The 14,754-nt window shown below is 62.0% G+C and carries 12 protein-coding genes; 5 read left to right on the forward strand and 7 right to left on the reverse strand.

Annotation, left to right across the window (positions count from 1 at the left end):
- The first annotated feature begins 18 nt into the window (after positions 1-18).
- From B9Z43_RS00425 to B9Z43_RS00435, 3 genes are all read left to right on the forward strand, one after another.
- Positions 19-333: a YkgJ family cysteine cluster protein gene (locus tag B9Z43_RS00425; protein WP_108322210.1), complete on the forward strand. Its 315-nt coding sequence runs from the start codon at positions 19-21 to the stop codon at positions 331-333.
- Positions 334-409: 76 nt separating this feature from the next.
- Complete coding sequence (locus B9Z43_RS00430) at positions 410-877, forward strand: (2Fe-2S)-binding protein (RefSeq protein ID WP_108322211.1); 468 nt, start codon at positions 410-412, stop codon at positions 875-877.
- Positions 874-3,141 (forward strand): xanthine dehydrogenase family protein molybdopterin-binding subunit, encoded by a 2,268-nt coding sequence (locus tag B9Z43_RS00435; RefSeq protein WP_108322212.1) that lies wholly within the window; start codon positions 874-876, stop codon positions 3,139-3,141. The genes B9Z43_RS00430 and B9Z43_RS00435 overlap by 4 nt, the downstream gene beginning before the upstream one ends.
- 2 nt (positions 3,142-3,143) lie before the next feature.
- Here the strand turns inward: B9Z43_RS00435 and B9Z43_RS00440 are convergent, their stop codons facing one another.
- Together B9Z43_RS00440 and B9Z43_RS00445 are read right to left on the reverse strand one after the other, a co-directional pair.
- The gene (locus B9Z43_RS00440; RefSeq protein ID WP_108322213.1) at positions 3,144-4,349 is read right to left on the reverse strand and encodes a lytic murein transglycosylase; all 1,206 of its coding nucleotides are present in this window, start codon (positions 4,347-4,349) and stop codon (positions 3,144-3,146) included.
- A 219-nt stretch (positions 4,350-4,568) separates the two neighbouring features.
- Complete coding sequence (locus tag B9Z43_RS00445; protein ID WP_108322214.1) at positions 4,569-5,765, reverse strand: FAD-dependent monooxygenase; 1,197 nt, start codon at positions 5,763-5,765, stop codon at positions 4,569-4,571.
- 53 nt (positions 5,766-5,818) lie between these two features.
- Between B9Z43_RS00445 and yegQ the strand changes: the two genes are divergently transcribed.
- Positions 5,819-7,186, forward strand: a complete 1,368-nt coding sequence (gene yegQ / locus B9Z43_RS00450) for a tRNA 5-hydroxyuridine modification protein YegQ (protein ID WP_108322215.1) — start codon at positions 5,819-5,821, stop codon at positions 7,184-7,186.
- Positions 7,187-7,209: 23 nt separating this feature from the next.
- Positions 7,210-8,196 (forward strand): tripartite tricarboxylate transporter substrate binding protein, encoded by a 987-nt coding sequence (locus B9Z43_RS00455; protein ID WP_108322216.1) that lies wholly within the window; start codon positions 7,210-7,212, stop codon positions 8,194-8,196.
- 54 nt (positions 8,197-8,250) lie between these two features.
- On the opposite strand, the gene B9Z43_RS00460 is transcribed toward B9Z43_RS00455, so the two are convergent.
- From B9Z43_RS00460 to B9Z43_RS00480, 5 genes are all read right to left on the reverse strand, one after another.
- Positions 8,251-9,213: an MBL fold metallo-hydrolase gene (locus tag B9Z43_RS00460; protein WP_108323003.1), complete on the reverse strand. Its 963-nt coding sequence runs from the start codon at positions 9,211-9,213 to the stop codon at positions 8,251-8,253.
- A gap of 174 nt (positions 9,214-9,387) precedes the next feature.
- A complete protein-coding gene (locus B9Z43_RS00465; RefSeq protein ID WP_108322217.1) occupies positions 9,388-10,383 on the reverse strand; it encodes an aldo/keto reductase in 996 nt (331 codons plus the stop codon).
- A gap of 132 nt (positions 10,384-10,515) precedes the next feature.
- Complete coding sequence (gene acnB / locus B9Z43_RS00470) at positions 10,516-13,107, reverse strand: bifunctional aconitate hydratase 2/2-methylisocitrate dehydratase (protein WP_108322218.1); 2,592 nt, start codon at positions 13,105-13,107, stop codon at positions 10,516-10,518.
- Between the two features lie 34 nt (positions 13,108-13,141).
- The gene (locus B9Z43_RS00475; protein WP_369910054.1) at positions 13,142-13,612 is read right to left on the reverse strand and encodes a hypothetical protein; all 471 of its coding nucleotides are present in this window, start codon (positions 13,610-13,612) and stop codon (positions 13,142-13,144) included.
- A gap of 149 nt (positions 13,613-13,761) precedes the next feature.
- Entirely contained in the window at positions 13,762-14,688 is a 927-nt protein-coding gene (locus B9Z43_RS00480) for a CoA ester lyase (RefSeq protein WP_233249980.1), read from the reverse strand.
- Between the last annotated feature and the right edge of the window lie 66 nt (positions 14,689-14,754).

Consider the following 14,754-nt stretch of genomic DNA (forward strand, 5'->3'; position numbering starts at 1 on the left):
ATCTCACATTCACCGTCCATGTCTTCCTGCACCACCTGCGGCGCCTGCTGCGTGAGCTTTCGGGTGGACTTTTCCGTCTACGAATACGAAGAAGGCGGTGGCGATGTGCCCGCTGGGTTGGCCTCGCCCATCACCGAGCACACCTGCCGCATGCGCGGCACCGACCACAGCCCGCCGCGTTGCGCAGCGCTCTATGGCAAAACGGGCGAAAAAGCGATTTGCGGCATCTACGAATGGCGGCCCTCCCCTTGTCGTGAATTTGAAGAAGGCAGCGACGCCTGCCAGCGTGCACGCCAACGCCAGGGCCTGCCGCCGCTCAACACCGCTTTGTGAGCCCCATCACACGGGCGTGACTCAGTGCTTGTGAGCTTTTGCACTAACATCGCCTGAACCACTTTCAGGAGACACCGTGGATCTGAACATCAACGGCCAAAGCCGAACCTCGACCGCCGACCCGAGCACGCCCTTGCTTTGGGTGCTGCGCGACGAACTGAACCTCACGGGCACCAAATTCGGCTGCGGCATCGCCGCTTGCGGGGCCTGCACGGTGCACATCGACGGCCAGCCCGTGCGCTCGTGCGTGATGCCGGTGTCGGCGGTGGCGAACCAAGCCATCAAGACCATCGAATCTTTGGGCACGGCAGAAAAACCGCACCCCTTGCAAACCGCATGGATCGCAGAGCAAGTGCCGCAATGCGGTTACTGCCAAAGCGGCATGCTGATGGCCGCCGCCGCCCTGCTCGACAAAAACCCCAAGCCCAGCGACGCCGACATTGACGCCGCCATGACCAACTTGTGCCGCTGCGGCACTTACCAGCGCGTGCGCGCCGCCATCCACCGGGCTGCTGCGCAAATGAAGAAAGGCGGTGCCGCATGAAACGCCGCACCTGGTTACTCAGCGCGCTCGGCGCGACCGGCGCATTGGTCGTCGGCTGGGGCGTAATGCCCGCCCGCTCGCGACTGGGTTCACCCGAACTCATGCTCCAAACCCAAGGCGATGTGGCCTTGAACGGCTGGATCAAGATCGCTGCCGACGGCGCAGTAGTGTTGGCCATGCCCCGCAGCGAAATGGGCCAAGGCGTGCACACGGCGCTGGCCATGCTGGTGGCCGAAGAACTCGATGTGCCCCTGAATCGCGTACGTCTGGAGCAAGCCGGTGGCGACAGCATTTACGGCAACGTGGCCATGCTGGTGGCCAGCTTGCCGTTTCACCCGCTGGACAGCGAAGGCGAGCACAAACCCACCAAGATCAAGATGGGCGAATGGCTGGTGGGCAAAGTCGCCCGCGAACTGGGCCTCAACGCCACCGGCGGCTCGTCTTCGATTGCCGACTTGTGGGACCCTTTGCGCATGGCCGCTGCCACCGCGCGCGCCAGCTTGTTGCAGGCTGCTGCTGCGGCTTGGAAAGTGCCTGCCAGCGAAATCACCGTGACCGCTGGCGTGATGAAGCACGCCTCAGGCCAGTCAGCGCACTACGGCCAGATGGTCGCTGCCGCCTCGGGGAGCACGCCCTCGGGCATCCAAACCAAATCGCGCGAGAAGTGGCAACTCATCGGCCAAGCAGCGCCACGCACCGACATCCCGTCCAAAGTCACGGGCCAAGCCACGTTCGGTTTGGACGTGCGTCTGCAAGGCATGCTGTTTGCCGCTGTGCAAATGTGTCCCATGATCGGTGGCAGCGCTGCGTCCATGGACACGAAAGACGCCTTGGCTTTGAAAGGCGTTTCCAAAGTTGTGCCACTGGACGCCTGGGGCGGCGGCACTGCAGGCTTGGCCGTGGTGGGACAAACCACCTGGCACGCACGCCAAGGCGCGCAGGCCGTCAAAGTGCAGTGGCAGGCTCCCGCCACGGGCGCAGTAGACACCCAGCGCATCCAGGCCGACCTGCTCAAGGCCCTGAACACCGAAAGCGGTTTCACCTTCCACGAACAAGGCGTGCCCACCCAAGCCGAAAAAGCTGCCACCACCCGCATCGACGCCCTGTACCAAGCGCCTTATCTGGCCCACGCCACGATGGAGCCGATGAACTGCACCGCGCAAGTCAAAGACGGCAAGGTCGAGATTTGGGTGCCCACGCAAGTGCCGCAAATGGCCCGCGACATGGCCGCCAAAGTGGCCAAGGTCGACAAAGACAAGGTCACTGTCCACGTCACCCAATTGGGTGGTGGTTTCGGCCGTCGCCTGGAAGTGGACTTTGTTGGCCAAGCCGTGCAAGTGGCCATGGCCTGCGAGGGTCAACCCGTGCAGCTGAGCTGGTCGCGCGAAGAAGACATGACGCACGACTTTTACCGCCCCATGCACCTGGCGAAGTTCCAGGCTTCGCTGGACGACAAAGGTGAAGTCACCAGTTTGCGCATCAAGTCAGCCGGTGACGCCATCACCCCGCGCTGGATGGCGCGTGCAGCGCCGCACCTCTCGGGCCCCATCGACATGCCCGACAAAACCGCGTCCGAAGGCCTGTTCGATTTGCCCTACGGTTTTGCCAGCCAGCACATGAGCCATGTGGCCACGAAGTCTGGCGTGCCGGTGGGCTTTTGGCGCTCGGTCGGCCATTCGCACAACGCCTTCTTCTCAGAAAGCTTCATCGACGAACTGGCGGCTGCCACGAAACAAGACCCACTGGTCTTCCGCTTGAAACTGCTGAAAGACGCACCGCGCTACGCCGCCGTGCTGCAGCTGGCGGCTGACAAAGCGGCTTGGGGCACGCCGCTACCTGCAGGCCGTGCGCGCGGCATTGCCTTGCACGAATCGTTTGGCTCCATCGTGGCGCAAGTGGCCGAGGTCTCGCTGACCGAAGGCCAGATCCGCGTGCACCGCGTGGTGTGTGCCATCGACTGCGGCACCGTGGTCAACCCCGGCACCGTGGCCCAGCAAATGGAAAGCAGCGTGGTCTACGGTTTGAGCGCCGCGCTTTACGGCCGCATCGACATCGTGGGCGGCGTGGTGCAACAAGGCAACTTCCCCAGCTACCCCATGGTCTCGCTCAGCCAGACCCCGGTGGTGGAAACCCACATCGTGCCCAGCACCCGCCACCCCGCAGGCGTGGGCGAACCGGCGGTGCCACCGCTGGCACCGGCCGTGGGCAACGCGCTGTTTGCCCTCACGGGCAAGCGGCAGCGGGCTTTGCCGCTGACCGCCTGAGTTCAACCGCCTCGCAGGGCCTTGAGGATTTTTTGGCCGCCACGGCCATTGGCCTCATGACCCAGGCGCTGCTGCTCGGCGCGGATTGCCTGGCGCGATGCGTCGCCCAACATGCCATCCACAGGGCCGATATCGTGGCCGCGCATCGTGAGCAAGCCTTGCAACTCGCGCCGCTCGGCGCGTGACAAGCCCGCGTCATCGGTCGGCCAAGGTGTGGCAAATGGGCCACCGCCACGCAGGCGGTCGCTCAGGTGGGCAATCGCCAGGCCATAGCTTTCGGCGGCGTTGTAGCTGTAGAGCGCGTCAAAATTGCGCGTCACCAAAAACGCCGGGCCGCTGGCACCGGCCAGCGTCAGCAGGCCCACGTTGCCCAAACTTTCTGGCAAGGCAGCGCCATCGATGCGGCGCACGCCACGGGCGGTCCATTCAGACACCGGGCGCTTGCTGCGTCGGCCTTCTCCGGCCAACGAGATGCCTGCTGGCAACTTGACCTCGATGCCCCAGGGCAAGCCACGTTGCCAACCTGCACGGGCCAAAAAGTTGGCGGTCGATCCCAGCGCGTCCACGCTGCTGTCCATCAAGTCGGCGCGGCCGTCGCTGTCAAAGTCCACCGCCAAGCGTTCAAAGGTGGTGGGCATGAACTGGGTGTGGCCAAAGGCTCCTGCCCACGAGCCCACCAAGCGCTCGGGTGCGATGTGCCCGGCTTGCAAAATGCGCAGCGCCGCAAAAAACTCGCCCCTGAAATAGCTTTGCCGCCGCCCGTGGCAAGACAGCGTTCCCAGCGCCTGCACCAGCGGGTATTTGCCAAAGGTCTGGCCAAAATTGCTCTCCACGCCCCAGACCGCCACCACCGTGGCCGGGTCTACGCCAAAGCGCTCTTCGGCACGCGCCAGCGCTGGGCGGTGCTGGGCCAAACGCGCCGCGCCATCGGCCACGCGTTCCTCGTCCACGAGGGCCGACATGTAGTCCCAAATGGCGGTGCGAAATTCGGGCTGGAAGTTCAGCTTTTCAATGACGCTGAAGTCAGCCTGCAGGCCCGCCGTGTGACGCGCCCACGTGGCGTCGCTCACCTTGCCCGTGCGGGCCGCCGGACGCAGCTCGGCCATGCAGGCCGACAAATCGGTGCTCTGTGCCCAAGCGGCAGGCATGGCCAAAACAAGGGCTGTGCAGGCAGCCAACCAACGATGGGGGATGAACTGCGGCTTCATGCCTGCGCGCTCCGGCAAGAGGTCAGTGCCATGGGGGCATGGCTGCGATGAAGAACGGTGTGTAGACATAAAAAATCCCTGAAATATCGAAGCTGTGACGCGCCATGCGGGCGACAAAGCACGCCAGCGAATGTACAGGGGTTGTCGTGTCACAAGGCGCTTAGCAGGCAAATTACAGGTGCTTTTTGTCGAAGCGCTGAGGGCGGATTCATTTCGACCTCAAGTCGGCACAGGCCCTGCGCCATACAACCAAGGCACATCCATTACCCGCTCGCCCATCAGCCGCATCGACACATTGCGGCCCCAAGCCACGGGGCCGGTGGCGTGAAAGATGCGGCCGTTGCGAATCGCACGCGCTTGCACCCGCGCATTGCGTGCCCAGCGCTGCCCGGCATAAGCCTGCAATCGCTCAGCCACGCTGCCGGCCTCTGCACTGAGGCACAGCCCCAGCACCTGTGCATCTTCAATCGCCATGCCCGCGCCTTGGGCCAGATACGGCCGCATCGGGTGCGCCGCGTCGCCCAGCAATGCCACGCGGCCTTTCGCCATCTCGTGGGCACCGGCCATCGGCGCACGGTCGTGCAGCGCCCATTGCCGCCAGGCGGGCACCGACGCCAATCGATCGTGCAAATCTGCACCCACCGCGCCCATGGCCTGCATCAGGGCCTGTGCGTGCCCGGTGGCGTCCCAAGCATCGGCTTGGGCGGGTTTGTCGCCATGCACGATGGCGATCAGGTTGAGCCATTGCCCGCCGCGCACCGGGTAATGCACCACATGCAGGCGCGGCCCCATCCAGACGGTGACTTCATCCGAGCGCAAATGCGTGGGCAAATCGGCCTGCGCCACCAGCGCCCGGTAGGCCAAGTGCCAGGTGAAGCGGGCCGGGGCATCGCCCAGCAACTGCTGGCGCACCGCGCTCCACACACCATCGGCACCGATCAGGGCATCGGCTTGCACGCTGGGGCCATCGGCTGTGTTCAATTGCAGACCCTCAGCGGTCTCGCGCCAGCCTTGCACGGTTTGGCCCAGGCGCACATCCACGCCCACCGCCTGCACCGCCGTGTGCAGCATGGCTTGCAAATCAGCGCGGTGGATGGTGGCGTAGGGCGCGCCATACAGCGCCTGCGCCCGCTCACCCAGGCGCAAACTGCCCAGCACCTGCCCGGTGCGGGCGTCGCGCGCCTGCAAGCGTTTGGGGAATGCCGCCACCTGCGCCAGCGCATCGCCCAGGCCCCAGGCTTGCAAAATGCGCGTCACATTCGGGCCGATCTGAATGCCCGCGCCCACCTCGCTCAGCTGCGCGGCACGCTCGAATAACTGCACCGGCACGCCTTGCCGCACACAGGCCAAAGCCGCCGCCAGCCCGCCGATGCCGCCGCCTGCGATCAAGACCTGTGGGGAGCCGTTTTTTGTCATCCGCCGATTGTGCCCCGGCAATGGCCCTGCAAAAAATAGGACAATTAGAGGCTATGACAACGATCAAATCTCCTGAACTTTTATTGCCCGCCGGGTCCCTGGACAAAATGCGCGCCGCCTATGACTTTGGCGCCGACGCGATTTATGCCGGCCAGCCGCGCTACAGCCTGCGGGCGCGCAACAACGAATTCAAGCTCGAACAAATCGGCATCGGCATTGCCGAAGCCCATGCCCGGGGCAAGAAGTTTTTTGTCACCAGCAACCTGCTGCCGCACAACGACAAGGTGCGCACCTATTTGCGCGACATCGAGCCCGTGATCGCCATGAAGCCCGACGCCCTGATCATGGCCGACCCGGGCCTGATCATGATGGTGCGCGAGAAGTGGCCCGAGATGCCCATCCACCTCTCGGTGCAGGCCAACACGGTCAACTGGGCGGCCGTGAAGTTTTGGCAAAAAATGGGCGTGGCCCGCATCATCTTGAGCCGTGAACTGAGCCTGGACGAAGTCGAAAAAATCCGCCAGGAATGCCCCGACATGGAGCTGGAAGTGTTTGTGCACGGCGCGCTGTGCATTGCGTATTCGGGCCGCTGCCTGCTGTCGGGTTACTTCAACCGGCGCGACCCCAACCAAGGCACCTGCACCAACGCCTGCCGCTGGAGCTATGGCACGCAAGAGGCCACCGACGAGACCGATTCGGGCGAGGTCAAGCCCTCCCGCATGGACGGTGACTTCAGCTTTGAGCAAGAGCAAGAAGCCGCCGAGAAAAACTTCTCGGCCTGCGGCGACGGCCAGCGCCACCCGGCTGCCGACAAGGTCTACCTGATCGAAGAAGCCAACCGGCCCGGTGCGCTCATGCCCATCATGGAAGACGAGCACGGCACTTACATCATGAACAGCAAGGACCTGCGGGCTGTGGAACTGATCGAGCGCCTGGTCAAGATCGGCGTGGATTCGCTCAAGATCGAAGGCCGCACCAAGAGTCTGTATTACGTGAGCCGCACCGCGCAGGTGTATCGCCGGGCGATTGACGACGCTGTGGCAGGCCGCCCCTTCAACCCCGAACTCATCAGCGAACTCGACGGCCTGGCCTCACGCGGCTACACCTCGGGCTTTTTGGAGCGTCGCCCCGCGCAAGACTATCAAAACTACGAAACCGGCCACTCGATGGGCCACCGCAGCCAGTTTGTGGGCGAAGTGCGCGCTGTCCAAGACGGCTGGGTTGAAGTCGAGACCAAAAACAAGTTCTCGGTGGGCGACACGATCGAAATCATCCACCCCAGTGGCAACCGCAAGGTGCAGCTCAGCGCCATGAAAAACGGCAAAGGCGAAGCCATCGACGTGGCCCCCGGCAGCCCGCTCAAAGTGTGGATTCCCATCGACGGCCCGGCAGACAGCGCCTTGATCGCGCGGATGTTCTGAACACCACGAACCAACGATTTCCCATGAAAATCCGCACCTTCTTGTCTTTGCTCTTGAGTGCCAGTGCGTGGGTGGCCGTCGCCAGCTGGGCTCAGGCGCCAGCCTACCCGATCAAACCGATCCGTCTGGTGGTGCCTTTCACACCCGGGGGCAGCACCGACATCTTGGCGCGCACCATGGGCCAAAAGCTCACCGAAGCTTGGGGCCAACCGGTCGTGATCGACAACGTTCCCGGCGCAGGCGGCTCAATTGGCGCAGACAAAGTGGCGAAAGCACCCGCCGACGGCTATACCTTGCTCATGGGCCACATTGGCACGCTGGCCATCACGCCATCGATTTATCCCCAACTGCCTTATCACCCGATCAAATCATTCGAACCCATCGCCTGGGTGGCGCGTGTGCCCAACGTGCTGGTGGTTCATCCTTCACTGCCGGTCAAATCGGTGAAGGAGCTGGTGGCTTATGCCAAGGCCCATCCGGGGCAGATCAACTTCGGCTCGGGCGGCAATGGCAGCGCCGCACACGTGGCGATGGAGTCCTTCAAATTGCGCAGCCAGACCTTCATGGTGCATGTGCCTTATCGGGGCGCGGCGCCCGCCGTAGCAGACACGGTCGCAGGCCAAACGCAGTTGATCTTCACTGGGGCGCCAGCCTTGATGCCCATGATCAAGAGCGGGCGATTGCGGGCACTGGCCGTGTCCAGCCCCAAGCGGATCGGCATGTTGCCGGACGTGCCCACTGTGGCCGAGAGTGGCATTCCGGAATTGGCGGGCTTTGAAGCCGATCAGTGGTACGGCATCGTGGCCCCTGCCGGCACGCCTGCTGCGGTGGTGCAAAAACTGAATGCACAAATCAACGCCAGCTTGCGCTCGACCGAGATCTTGCAAAGGCTGCACAGCGAAGGCGCCGAACCCACGCCCAGCACGCCTGAAGTGTTTGGCAAACTGATTGCCAATGAAATCAATCGCTGGAAGCCGGTGGTGCAACGCGCTCAGCTGAAACCCGATTGATGAGCTCAAGAAAAACGGCACCCTAAGGTGCCGATTTTCCGGCAGTGCAAAGGCTCAAACCACGGGATTGAACTGGTAGCCATCACCCGAAGGCGCGATGGTGCCAAACGCCGGAAACGGGAAGTGAAAGCCCCCGGCCATCATCTTTTCCTTGACCAGCATGTCAAAGATGCGGCGACGCGACTGGCGCGCCATCTCGGGGTTCATGTCGAACAAGACGGCCCAATCGGGCGCACGTGCAAACAAGGACGGCACGTTGGTGATGTCGGCCACGTAAGCAAAGGACTGGCCCTCGGACTGCATCTTGAACAGGCTATGGCCAGGTGTGTGGCCGAAGGCAGCGATCGAGGTGAGTCCTGGCGCCACATCGGTACCGGGCTCGAACTTGACCAGTTGATCGCCCGACAAATTGCCCAGTGCGCGGCGTACTGCGGCAAAAGCGCCTTGCATGGCCGGTGGCGCGGCGGCGAAGCGGGCTTCGTCTGTCCAAAAAGCATGCTCCACCGTGGGCACGTGCACGCGGGCATTGGGGTAGACCAATGCGCCGTTTTTGTAGCGCAGGCCGTTGATGTGGTCACCGTGGAAATGGCTGAGCACCACGTTGTTGATGTCTTCAGGCTTGAAGCCTGCAGCCGCCAAGTTGCCCAGCAGCTTGCCGGTGGTCGGTGGGCCGTTGTCGGCAAAACCGGTGTCAAACAAATAACGCTGGTTGCCGTTGACCAGCAAGAACGGGGTGTAGGGCACATCGATGTAATCGGTGGGCAGGTTCTGCGATGCCAGCAAAGCCTTGACGTTGTCCAGCGGCACCTTGGGCACAAACTCCTCGCCCAAGGGGCGGCGCACCGAGCCATCGTTGAGCGCAATGATTTCCATGCTGCCCAGCTTCATGCGCCGAAAGCCGATGGTCGGCAAGGTGGGTGGACCGAAATTGGGCGCGGATTGCGACCAGACGGAAGAAAAAGCCAAAGCCGAGGCCCCCGCGAAACCGGCCCCCATGAATGAACGACGATTGAGCATGTGTTGGTCTCCAAGTTCGGGAAAAGGGTTCAGCATACCGAGCACGCCAATTCCAGCACACCCACCAGCAATAACCACCAACGACTCGGGGTTAAACACCCGCTTGCGCGGCCATCGCAGCAAGCCACATGGGGCATCCCTTGACGACGTCGTCTTTTCCAGCCGCTCTTGGCTTCAGCGACCGTTCAAGGGGTAAGACGGGTCGTTGTAGCCGGGGGTCGAAGGATGCCCGGGCGCCACCAGTGCGTTGACGACAGCTTCATCTTCGGCGGTGATCGCCACATCCAGTGCGGCCGCATAGTCTTGCCACTGCGCCAGCGTGCGCGGGCCCGCAATGACCGCGCTCACATGGCGGTTGGCCAGCACCCACGCGGTGGCAAAGTGAGCGAGTGACACCCCCTTGCGCTCGCAGTGCTGGCGCAGGGTTTGCGCGATCTGCAGGGACTCTTCACGGAACTCGGTCTCCAAAATGCGCTTGTCCGCCCGGGCTGCGCGGCTGCCTTCTTGTGGCGCTTGGCCGGGCGCGTATTTGCCCGTCAGCACTCCGCGTGCAATGGGGCTGTAGGGCACCACGCCCAAACCGTGATGCCCGCAGGCTTCCAAAATCTCCACTTCCGGCATGCGGTTGAGCAGGTTGTAATACGGCTGGCACACCACGGGGCCAGGCATGTTCATTTGCCGGGCCATGTTGACCATCTCGGCAATGCGCCAGCCCCGGAAGTTGGAGACACCCCAATAGCGGATCTTGCCCTCGCGCAACAAAGCCTCGATGGCCCGCAAGGGCTCTTCCAGGTTCATGCCGTTGTAGTCGCGGTGCAGGTAATAAATGTCGAGGTGGTCTGTGCCCAGACGGCTCAAACTGCCCTCGCAGGCGCGCATGACCCAGCTGCGCGAGTAATGGCTTTCGTTGGGCAAGGAGGACATGGCATTGCCCAGCTTGCTGGCCAGCACCCAGCGCTGCCGTTGACCCGGCAACAACTGGCCCAGCATCGCTTCGGACTGGCCCAGGCTGTACACGTCGGCGGTGTCGATGAAGTTGCACCCCATGTCCAGCGCATGGTCGACGATGCTGCGCGCCTCGTCCAGCGGCGTTTGATCGGCAAACATCATGGTGCCCAGGCACAGGCGAGAGACTTTGAGTGGGCTCTTGCCCAGATTGGCGTATTGCATGGCGCGTCTTGAAGCAAAGTGGTGATGCAAGAGCCTAAGCCTGTCGTCACGCCTGCGCTGTCGCCTGCGTGCAGATACAAAAAAAGCCCTGCCAGCTTTCAATGGCAGGGCTTGTTGTCAACACGGGGTTGATCAGGCAGTCACGCCCTTGGCCGTTTCCACGTACTCTTCAATCTGGTTGAAGTTCAGGTACTTGTAGATGGCCACGCCGTCCTTGTTCACCACACCCATGGCTTCGTGGTATTCGGCCACGGTGGGGAACTTGCCCATCTTGGAGGTGATGGCCGCCAACTCGGCAGAAGCCAGGAACACATTGGTGTTCTTGCCCAGACGGTTGGGGAAGTTACGTGTCGATGTCGACACCACGGTGGCACCTTCGCGCACTTGCGCTTGGTTACCCATGCACAGCGAACAGCCGGGCATTTCAGTACGCGCACCGGCTGTGCCAAACGCAGCGTAGTGGCCTTCTTTGATCAGCTCGCTCTCGTCCATCTTGGTTGGAGGTGCCACCCACAACTTGACGGGGATGTCGCGCTGGCCGCCGAGCAGCTTGGCCGCTGCGCGGAAGTGGCCGATGTTGGTCATGCAAGAACCGATGAAGGCTTCGTCGATCTTGGTGCCCGCCACTTGCGACAGGAACTTCGCGTCATCGGGGTCGTTCGGGCAGCAAACGATGGGCTCTTTGATGTCGGCCAAATCGATTTCGATGACGTGCGCGTACTCGGCGTCTTTGTCGGCTTCGAGCAGGTTGGGCGCGGCCAACCAGGCTTCAACCTTCTCGATGCGGCGAGCCAAGGTACGTGCGTCGGCGTAGCCGTCAGCGATCATGTTCTTCATCAGAACCACGTTCGACTTCAGGTATTCCTCAACAGGCTCTTTGTTGAGCTTGATGGTGCAACCGGCGGCAGAACGCTCGGCAGACGCGTCAGACAACTCAAACGCTTGCTCAACTTTCAGGTTGGGCAGGCCTTCGATTTCCAGGATGCGGCCCGAGAATTCGTTGATCTTGCCGGCCTTGGCCACAGTCAACAAACCTTGCTTGATCGCGTACAAAGGAATTGCGTGCACCAAGTCGCGCAGGGTCACGCCAGGCTGCATTTCGCCTTTGAAGCGCACCAGAATGGACTCGGGCATGTCCAAAGGCATCACGCCAGTGGCTGCACCGAAGGCCACCAAGCCAGAACCGGCTGGGAAGCTGATGCCGATCGGGAAACGTGTGTGCGAGTCGCCACCCGTACCGACGGTGTCAGGCAACAACAAACGGTTCAGCCAAGAGTGGATCACGCCGTCGCCAGGACGCAGGGCCACGCCACCGCGGTTGCTGATGAAAGCGGGCAGTTCGCGGTGGGTCTTGACGTCCACAGGCTTGGGGTAAGCGGCGGTGTGGCAGAACGACTGCATGACCATGTCGGCCGAGAAGCCCAGGCAGGCCAGGTCTTTCAGTTCGTCGCGGGTCATCGGGCCGGTGGTGTCTTGCGAGCCCACAGTGGTCATCTTGGGTTCGCAGTAAGTGCCGGGGCGCACGCCCTGGCCTTCTGGCAAACCGACGGCACGACCGACCATCTTCTGGGCCAATGTGAAGCCAGCTTTTGTAGCGGCAGGCGCAGTGGGCAAACGGAACAAGGTGGACGCTGGCAGACCCAGGAATTCACGGGCCTTGGCGGTCAGACTGCGACCGATGATCAGGTTGATACGGCCACCGGCGCGCACTTCGTCAAACAGCACATCGCTCTTGAGCTTGAATTCGGCCACAGTGGCGCCGTCTTTCACGATCTTGCCGTCGTAGGGCAGGATGTCGATCACGTCACCCATTTCGAGCTTGGACACATCGACTTCGATTGGCAGAGAGCCGGAGTCTTCTTGGGTGTTGAAGAAGATGGGGGCGATCTTGCCGCCCAAGGTCACGCCACCGAAACGCTTGTTGGGCACAAACGGGATGTCCTGGCCGGTGGCCCAGATCACGCTGTTGGTGGCCGACTTGCGGCTGGAACCGGTACCGACCACGTCACCGACGTAAGCCACCAGGTTGCCTTTTTTCTTCAGGTCGTCGATGAACTGCATGGGGCCGCGCTTGCCGTCTTCTTCGGGCTTGAACGCTGCGCCTTCGCGGGTGTTTTTGAGCATCGCCAGGTAATGCAATGGGATGTCAGGACGGCTCCAGGCGTCGGGCGCTGGTGACAAGTCGTCGGTGTTGGTCTCGCCGGGCACCTTGAAGACGGTGACGGTGATTTTTTTCTCGACTTCAGGACGGGTGGTGAACCACTCGGCATCGGCCCAGCTTTGCATGACATCCTTGGCTTTGGCATTGCCCGCCTTGGCTTTTTCAGCGACGTCGTTGAAGAAGTCGAACATCAACAAAGTTTTCTTGAGGGCTTCAGCAGCCACGCCAGCGACTTCGGCGTCGTCCAGCAACTCGATCAGGGGGTGCACGTTGTAGCCACCCACCATGGTGCCCAGCAGCTCGGTGGCTTTGGACTTGGAGATCAAACCGACCTTGACATCGCCATGCGCCACGGCAGCCAGGAACGAAGCCTTGACCTTGGCCGCATCGTCCACGCCTGGGGGCACGCGGTGGGTCAACAGGTCCATCAAGAACGCATCTTCGCCAGCTGGCGGGTTCTTGATCAGTTCGATCAAATCAGCGACTTGCTTGGCGTCCAGCGGCAAGGCTGGGATGCCCATTGCAGCGCGTTCGGCTGCGTGTTCACGGTAGGCTTTCAACATGGTTTTTTTCTCCGGTCAAACAAAATCTATGAGGCTATCGGCCCATGCCGGTCGTATCGAACAGCTTGGGAGGGGGGTTGTTTTTCATGTCCTGAGCAAACGCCATTTGCTCGGGGTGCGCGCACTCGTCGGCAATGCGGCGCCCTTTGTTCTGGTCCATCAACATGGACTTGTTGGCCAACTGCAGCCACACGGCGCCCGCTTTTTTATCCTCCAGGCGGATGGCGCCGGTCGAGGTGCTCACGGGGTGCATGTGGTAGCGAAATCCTTTGCCATGCAGATTGAAATAACCGGGTCGACTTGCATCGGCTTCAACACGCACGCTGGCACCAAGCTCACAAGCCAAGTGTCCTTGGTGCACCCGCTCAGCGATGGCCATTTCATTGTTGCCCAAATGGGCATCACCCATCGGCATGGCCGCCAAAGCTGCAGGAAGCACCGGCGCAGCCCGGACTGGCACCTTGGCTTGCTGACCTGATGGGGCTGGGGCCTTGGCCTTCAACACCGGTTTCGAGTGTGCCGTTTTGGCTTGAACCTTGGCGTTTTTTTTGTCAGACTGAGGCTGAGCATGAGCCAAAACTGGCAACACCGCACAAGCCAGCACAGTCAATAGCGTTTTTGTTTGCATCGCGATCCCTTTCAAAGAAATGGACATCATGCTGAAAGCCGGGCCGTTGTGGCTGACTCTGCAAAAAATAACTGTATCTCTTTTGGCAATCGGCGTCCGGTCTGGTGCGCACGTTCAAGCAATTGCCAAAAGAAACGGTAACTGGCCCGGTCGTGCAACTGACCGGCATGGCTGATGGGTGCCCATTGCGCGGCGTGTGCCGCCAAGATGATGGCGCTGGCCTGATCGATCTGTGCTTCGCTGGGCGCCATGGCCTCCAGAATCGGGCGGATCTGATCGGGGTGGATGCTCCACATGCGGGTGTAACCCAGCTCGCGCGCAGCTTTGTGGGCGGCCATGCGGATGGCATCGGTGTTCTTGAATTCGGTGACCACGCAATGCGAGGGCACTTTGCCATAAGCATGGCAAGCACTGGCAATGTCCATCTTGGCGCGCAGCACCAGCGGATGGGTGAATTGCCCTTCAATGCCCATGCCATCGGCGGGAATCGCGCCCCCATGGGCAGAGACGAAATCCATCAAACCAAAACTGATCGACTGCACGCGCGGATGGGCAGCAATGTCAAAAGCGCGGTGCACCGCACCGGGCGACTCGATCAGAACATGCAAAGGCAAATCGGACGCACCCGCCTGCAGCAATGCGGCTTGGGCGCGTTCGACATCGGCCACGGTTTCCACCTTGGGCACCATGATGTGCGACAAGCATGAACCAGCCTGGCCGGCGATGAGCGCCATATCGGCCTCAAAGCTGGGGTGATCAACGGGGTGGACGCGAACAGCCACGCGGGCGTCGGGTCGGGCTGCGGTCGTGGTCAGTGCCAATTCGGTGACCAATGCAGCGTGTTCGGCTTCGCCACCCACCGGCGCGCCATCTTCGCAGTCCAGGGTGACATCAAAGACGCAAGTGCCGAACTCTTGCGCCATCTCGGCCTGCAGTTGCAGGCTTTTGCGCATCCTCGCTTCGACACCGCTGTAATGGTCACAAACCGGCAGCGACACGCTACCGGCTTGCGCACCCAA

Source organism: Limnohabitans sp. MMS-10A-192 (assembly GCF_003063335.1).
Taxonomy (GTDB): Bacteria; Pseudomonadota; Gammaproteobacteria; order Burkholderiales; family Burkholderiaceae_C; genus Limnohabitans_A.

Excerpts from the sequence above, each read along its gene's own strand:
- B9Z43_RS00465 (WP_108322217.1), bottom strand. The coding sequence starts at position 10,383 with ATGCAATACGCCAATCTGGGCAAGAGCCCACTCAAAGTCTCTCGCCTG.
- yegQ (WP_108322215.1), top strand. The coding sequence starts at position 5,819 with ATGACAACGATCAAATCTCCTGAACTTTTATTGCCCGCCGGGTCCCTG.
- B9Z43_RS00455 (WP_108322216.1), top strand. The coding sequence starts at position 7,210 with ATGAAAATCCGCACCTTCTTGTCTTTGCTCTTGAGTGCCAGTGCGTGG.
- B9Z43_RS00425 (WP_108322210.1), top strand. The coding sequence starts at position 19 with ATGTCTTCCTGCACCACCTGCGGCGCCTGCTGCGTGAGCTTTCGGGTG.
- acnB (WP_108322218.1), bottom strand. The coding sequence starts at position 13,107 with ATGTTGAAAGCCTACCGTGAACACGCAGCCGAACGCGCTGCAATGGGC.
- B9Z43_RS00435 (WP_108322212.1), top strand. The coding sequence starts at position 874 with ATGAAACGCCGCACCTGGTTACTCAGCGCGCTCGGCGCGACCGGCGCA.
- B9Z43_RS00480 (WP_233249980.1), bottom strand. The coding sequence starts at position 14,688 with ATGCGCAAAAGCCTGCAACTGCAGGCCGAGATGGCGCAAGAGTTCGGC.
- B9Z43_RS00445 (WP_108322214.1), bottom strand. The coding sequence starts at position 5,765 with ATGACAAAAAACGGCTCCCCACAGGTCTTGATCGCAGGCGGCGGCATC.
- B9Z43_RS00440 (WP_108322213.1), bottom strand. The coding sequence starts at position 4,349 with ATGAAGCCGCAGTTCATCCCCCATCGTTGGTTGGCTGCCTGCACAGCC.
- B9Z43_RS00460 (WP_108323003.1), bottom strand. The coding sequence starts at position 9,213 with ATGCTCAATCGTCGTTCATTCATGGGGGCCGGTTTCGCGGGGGCCTCG.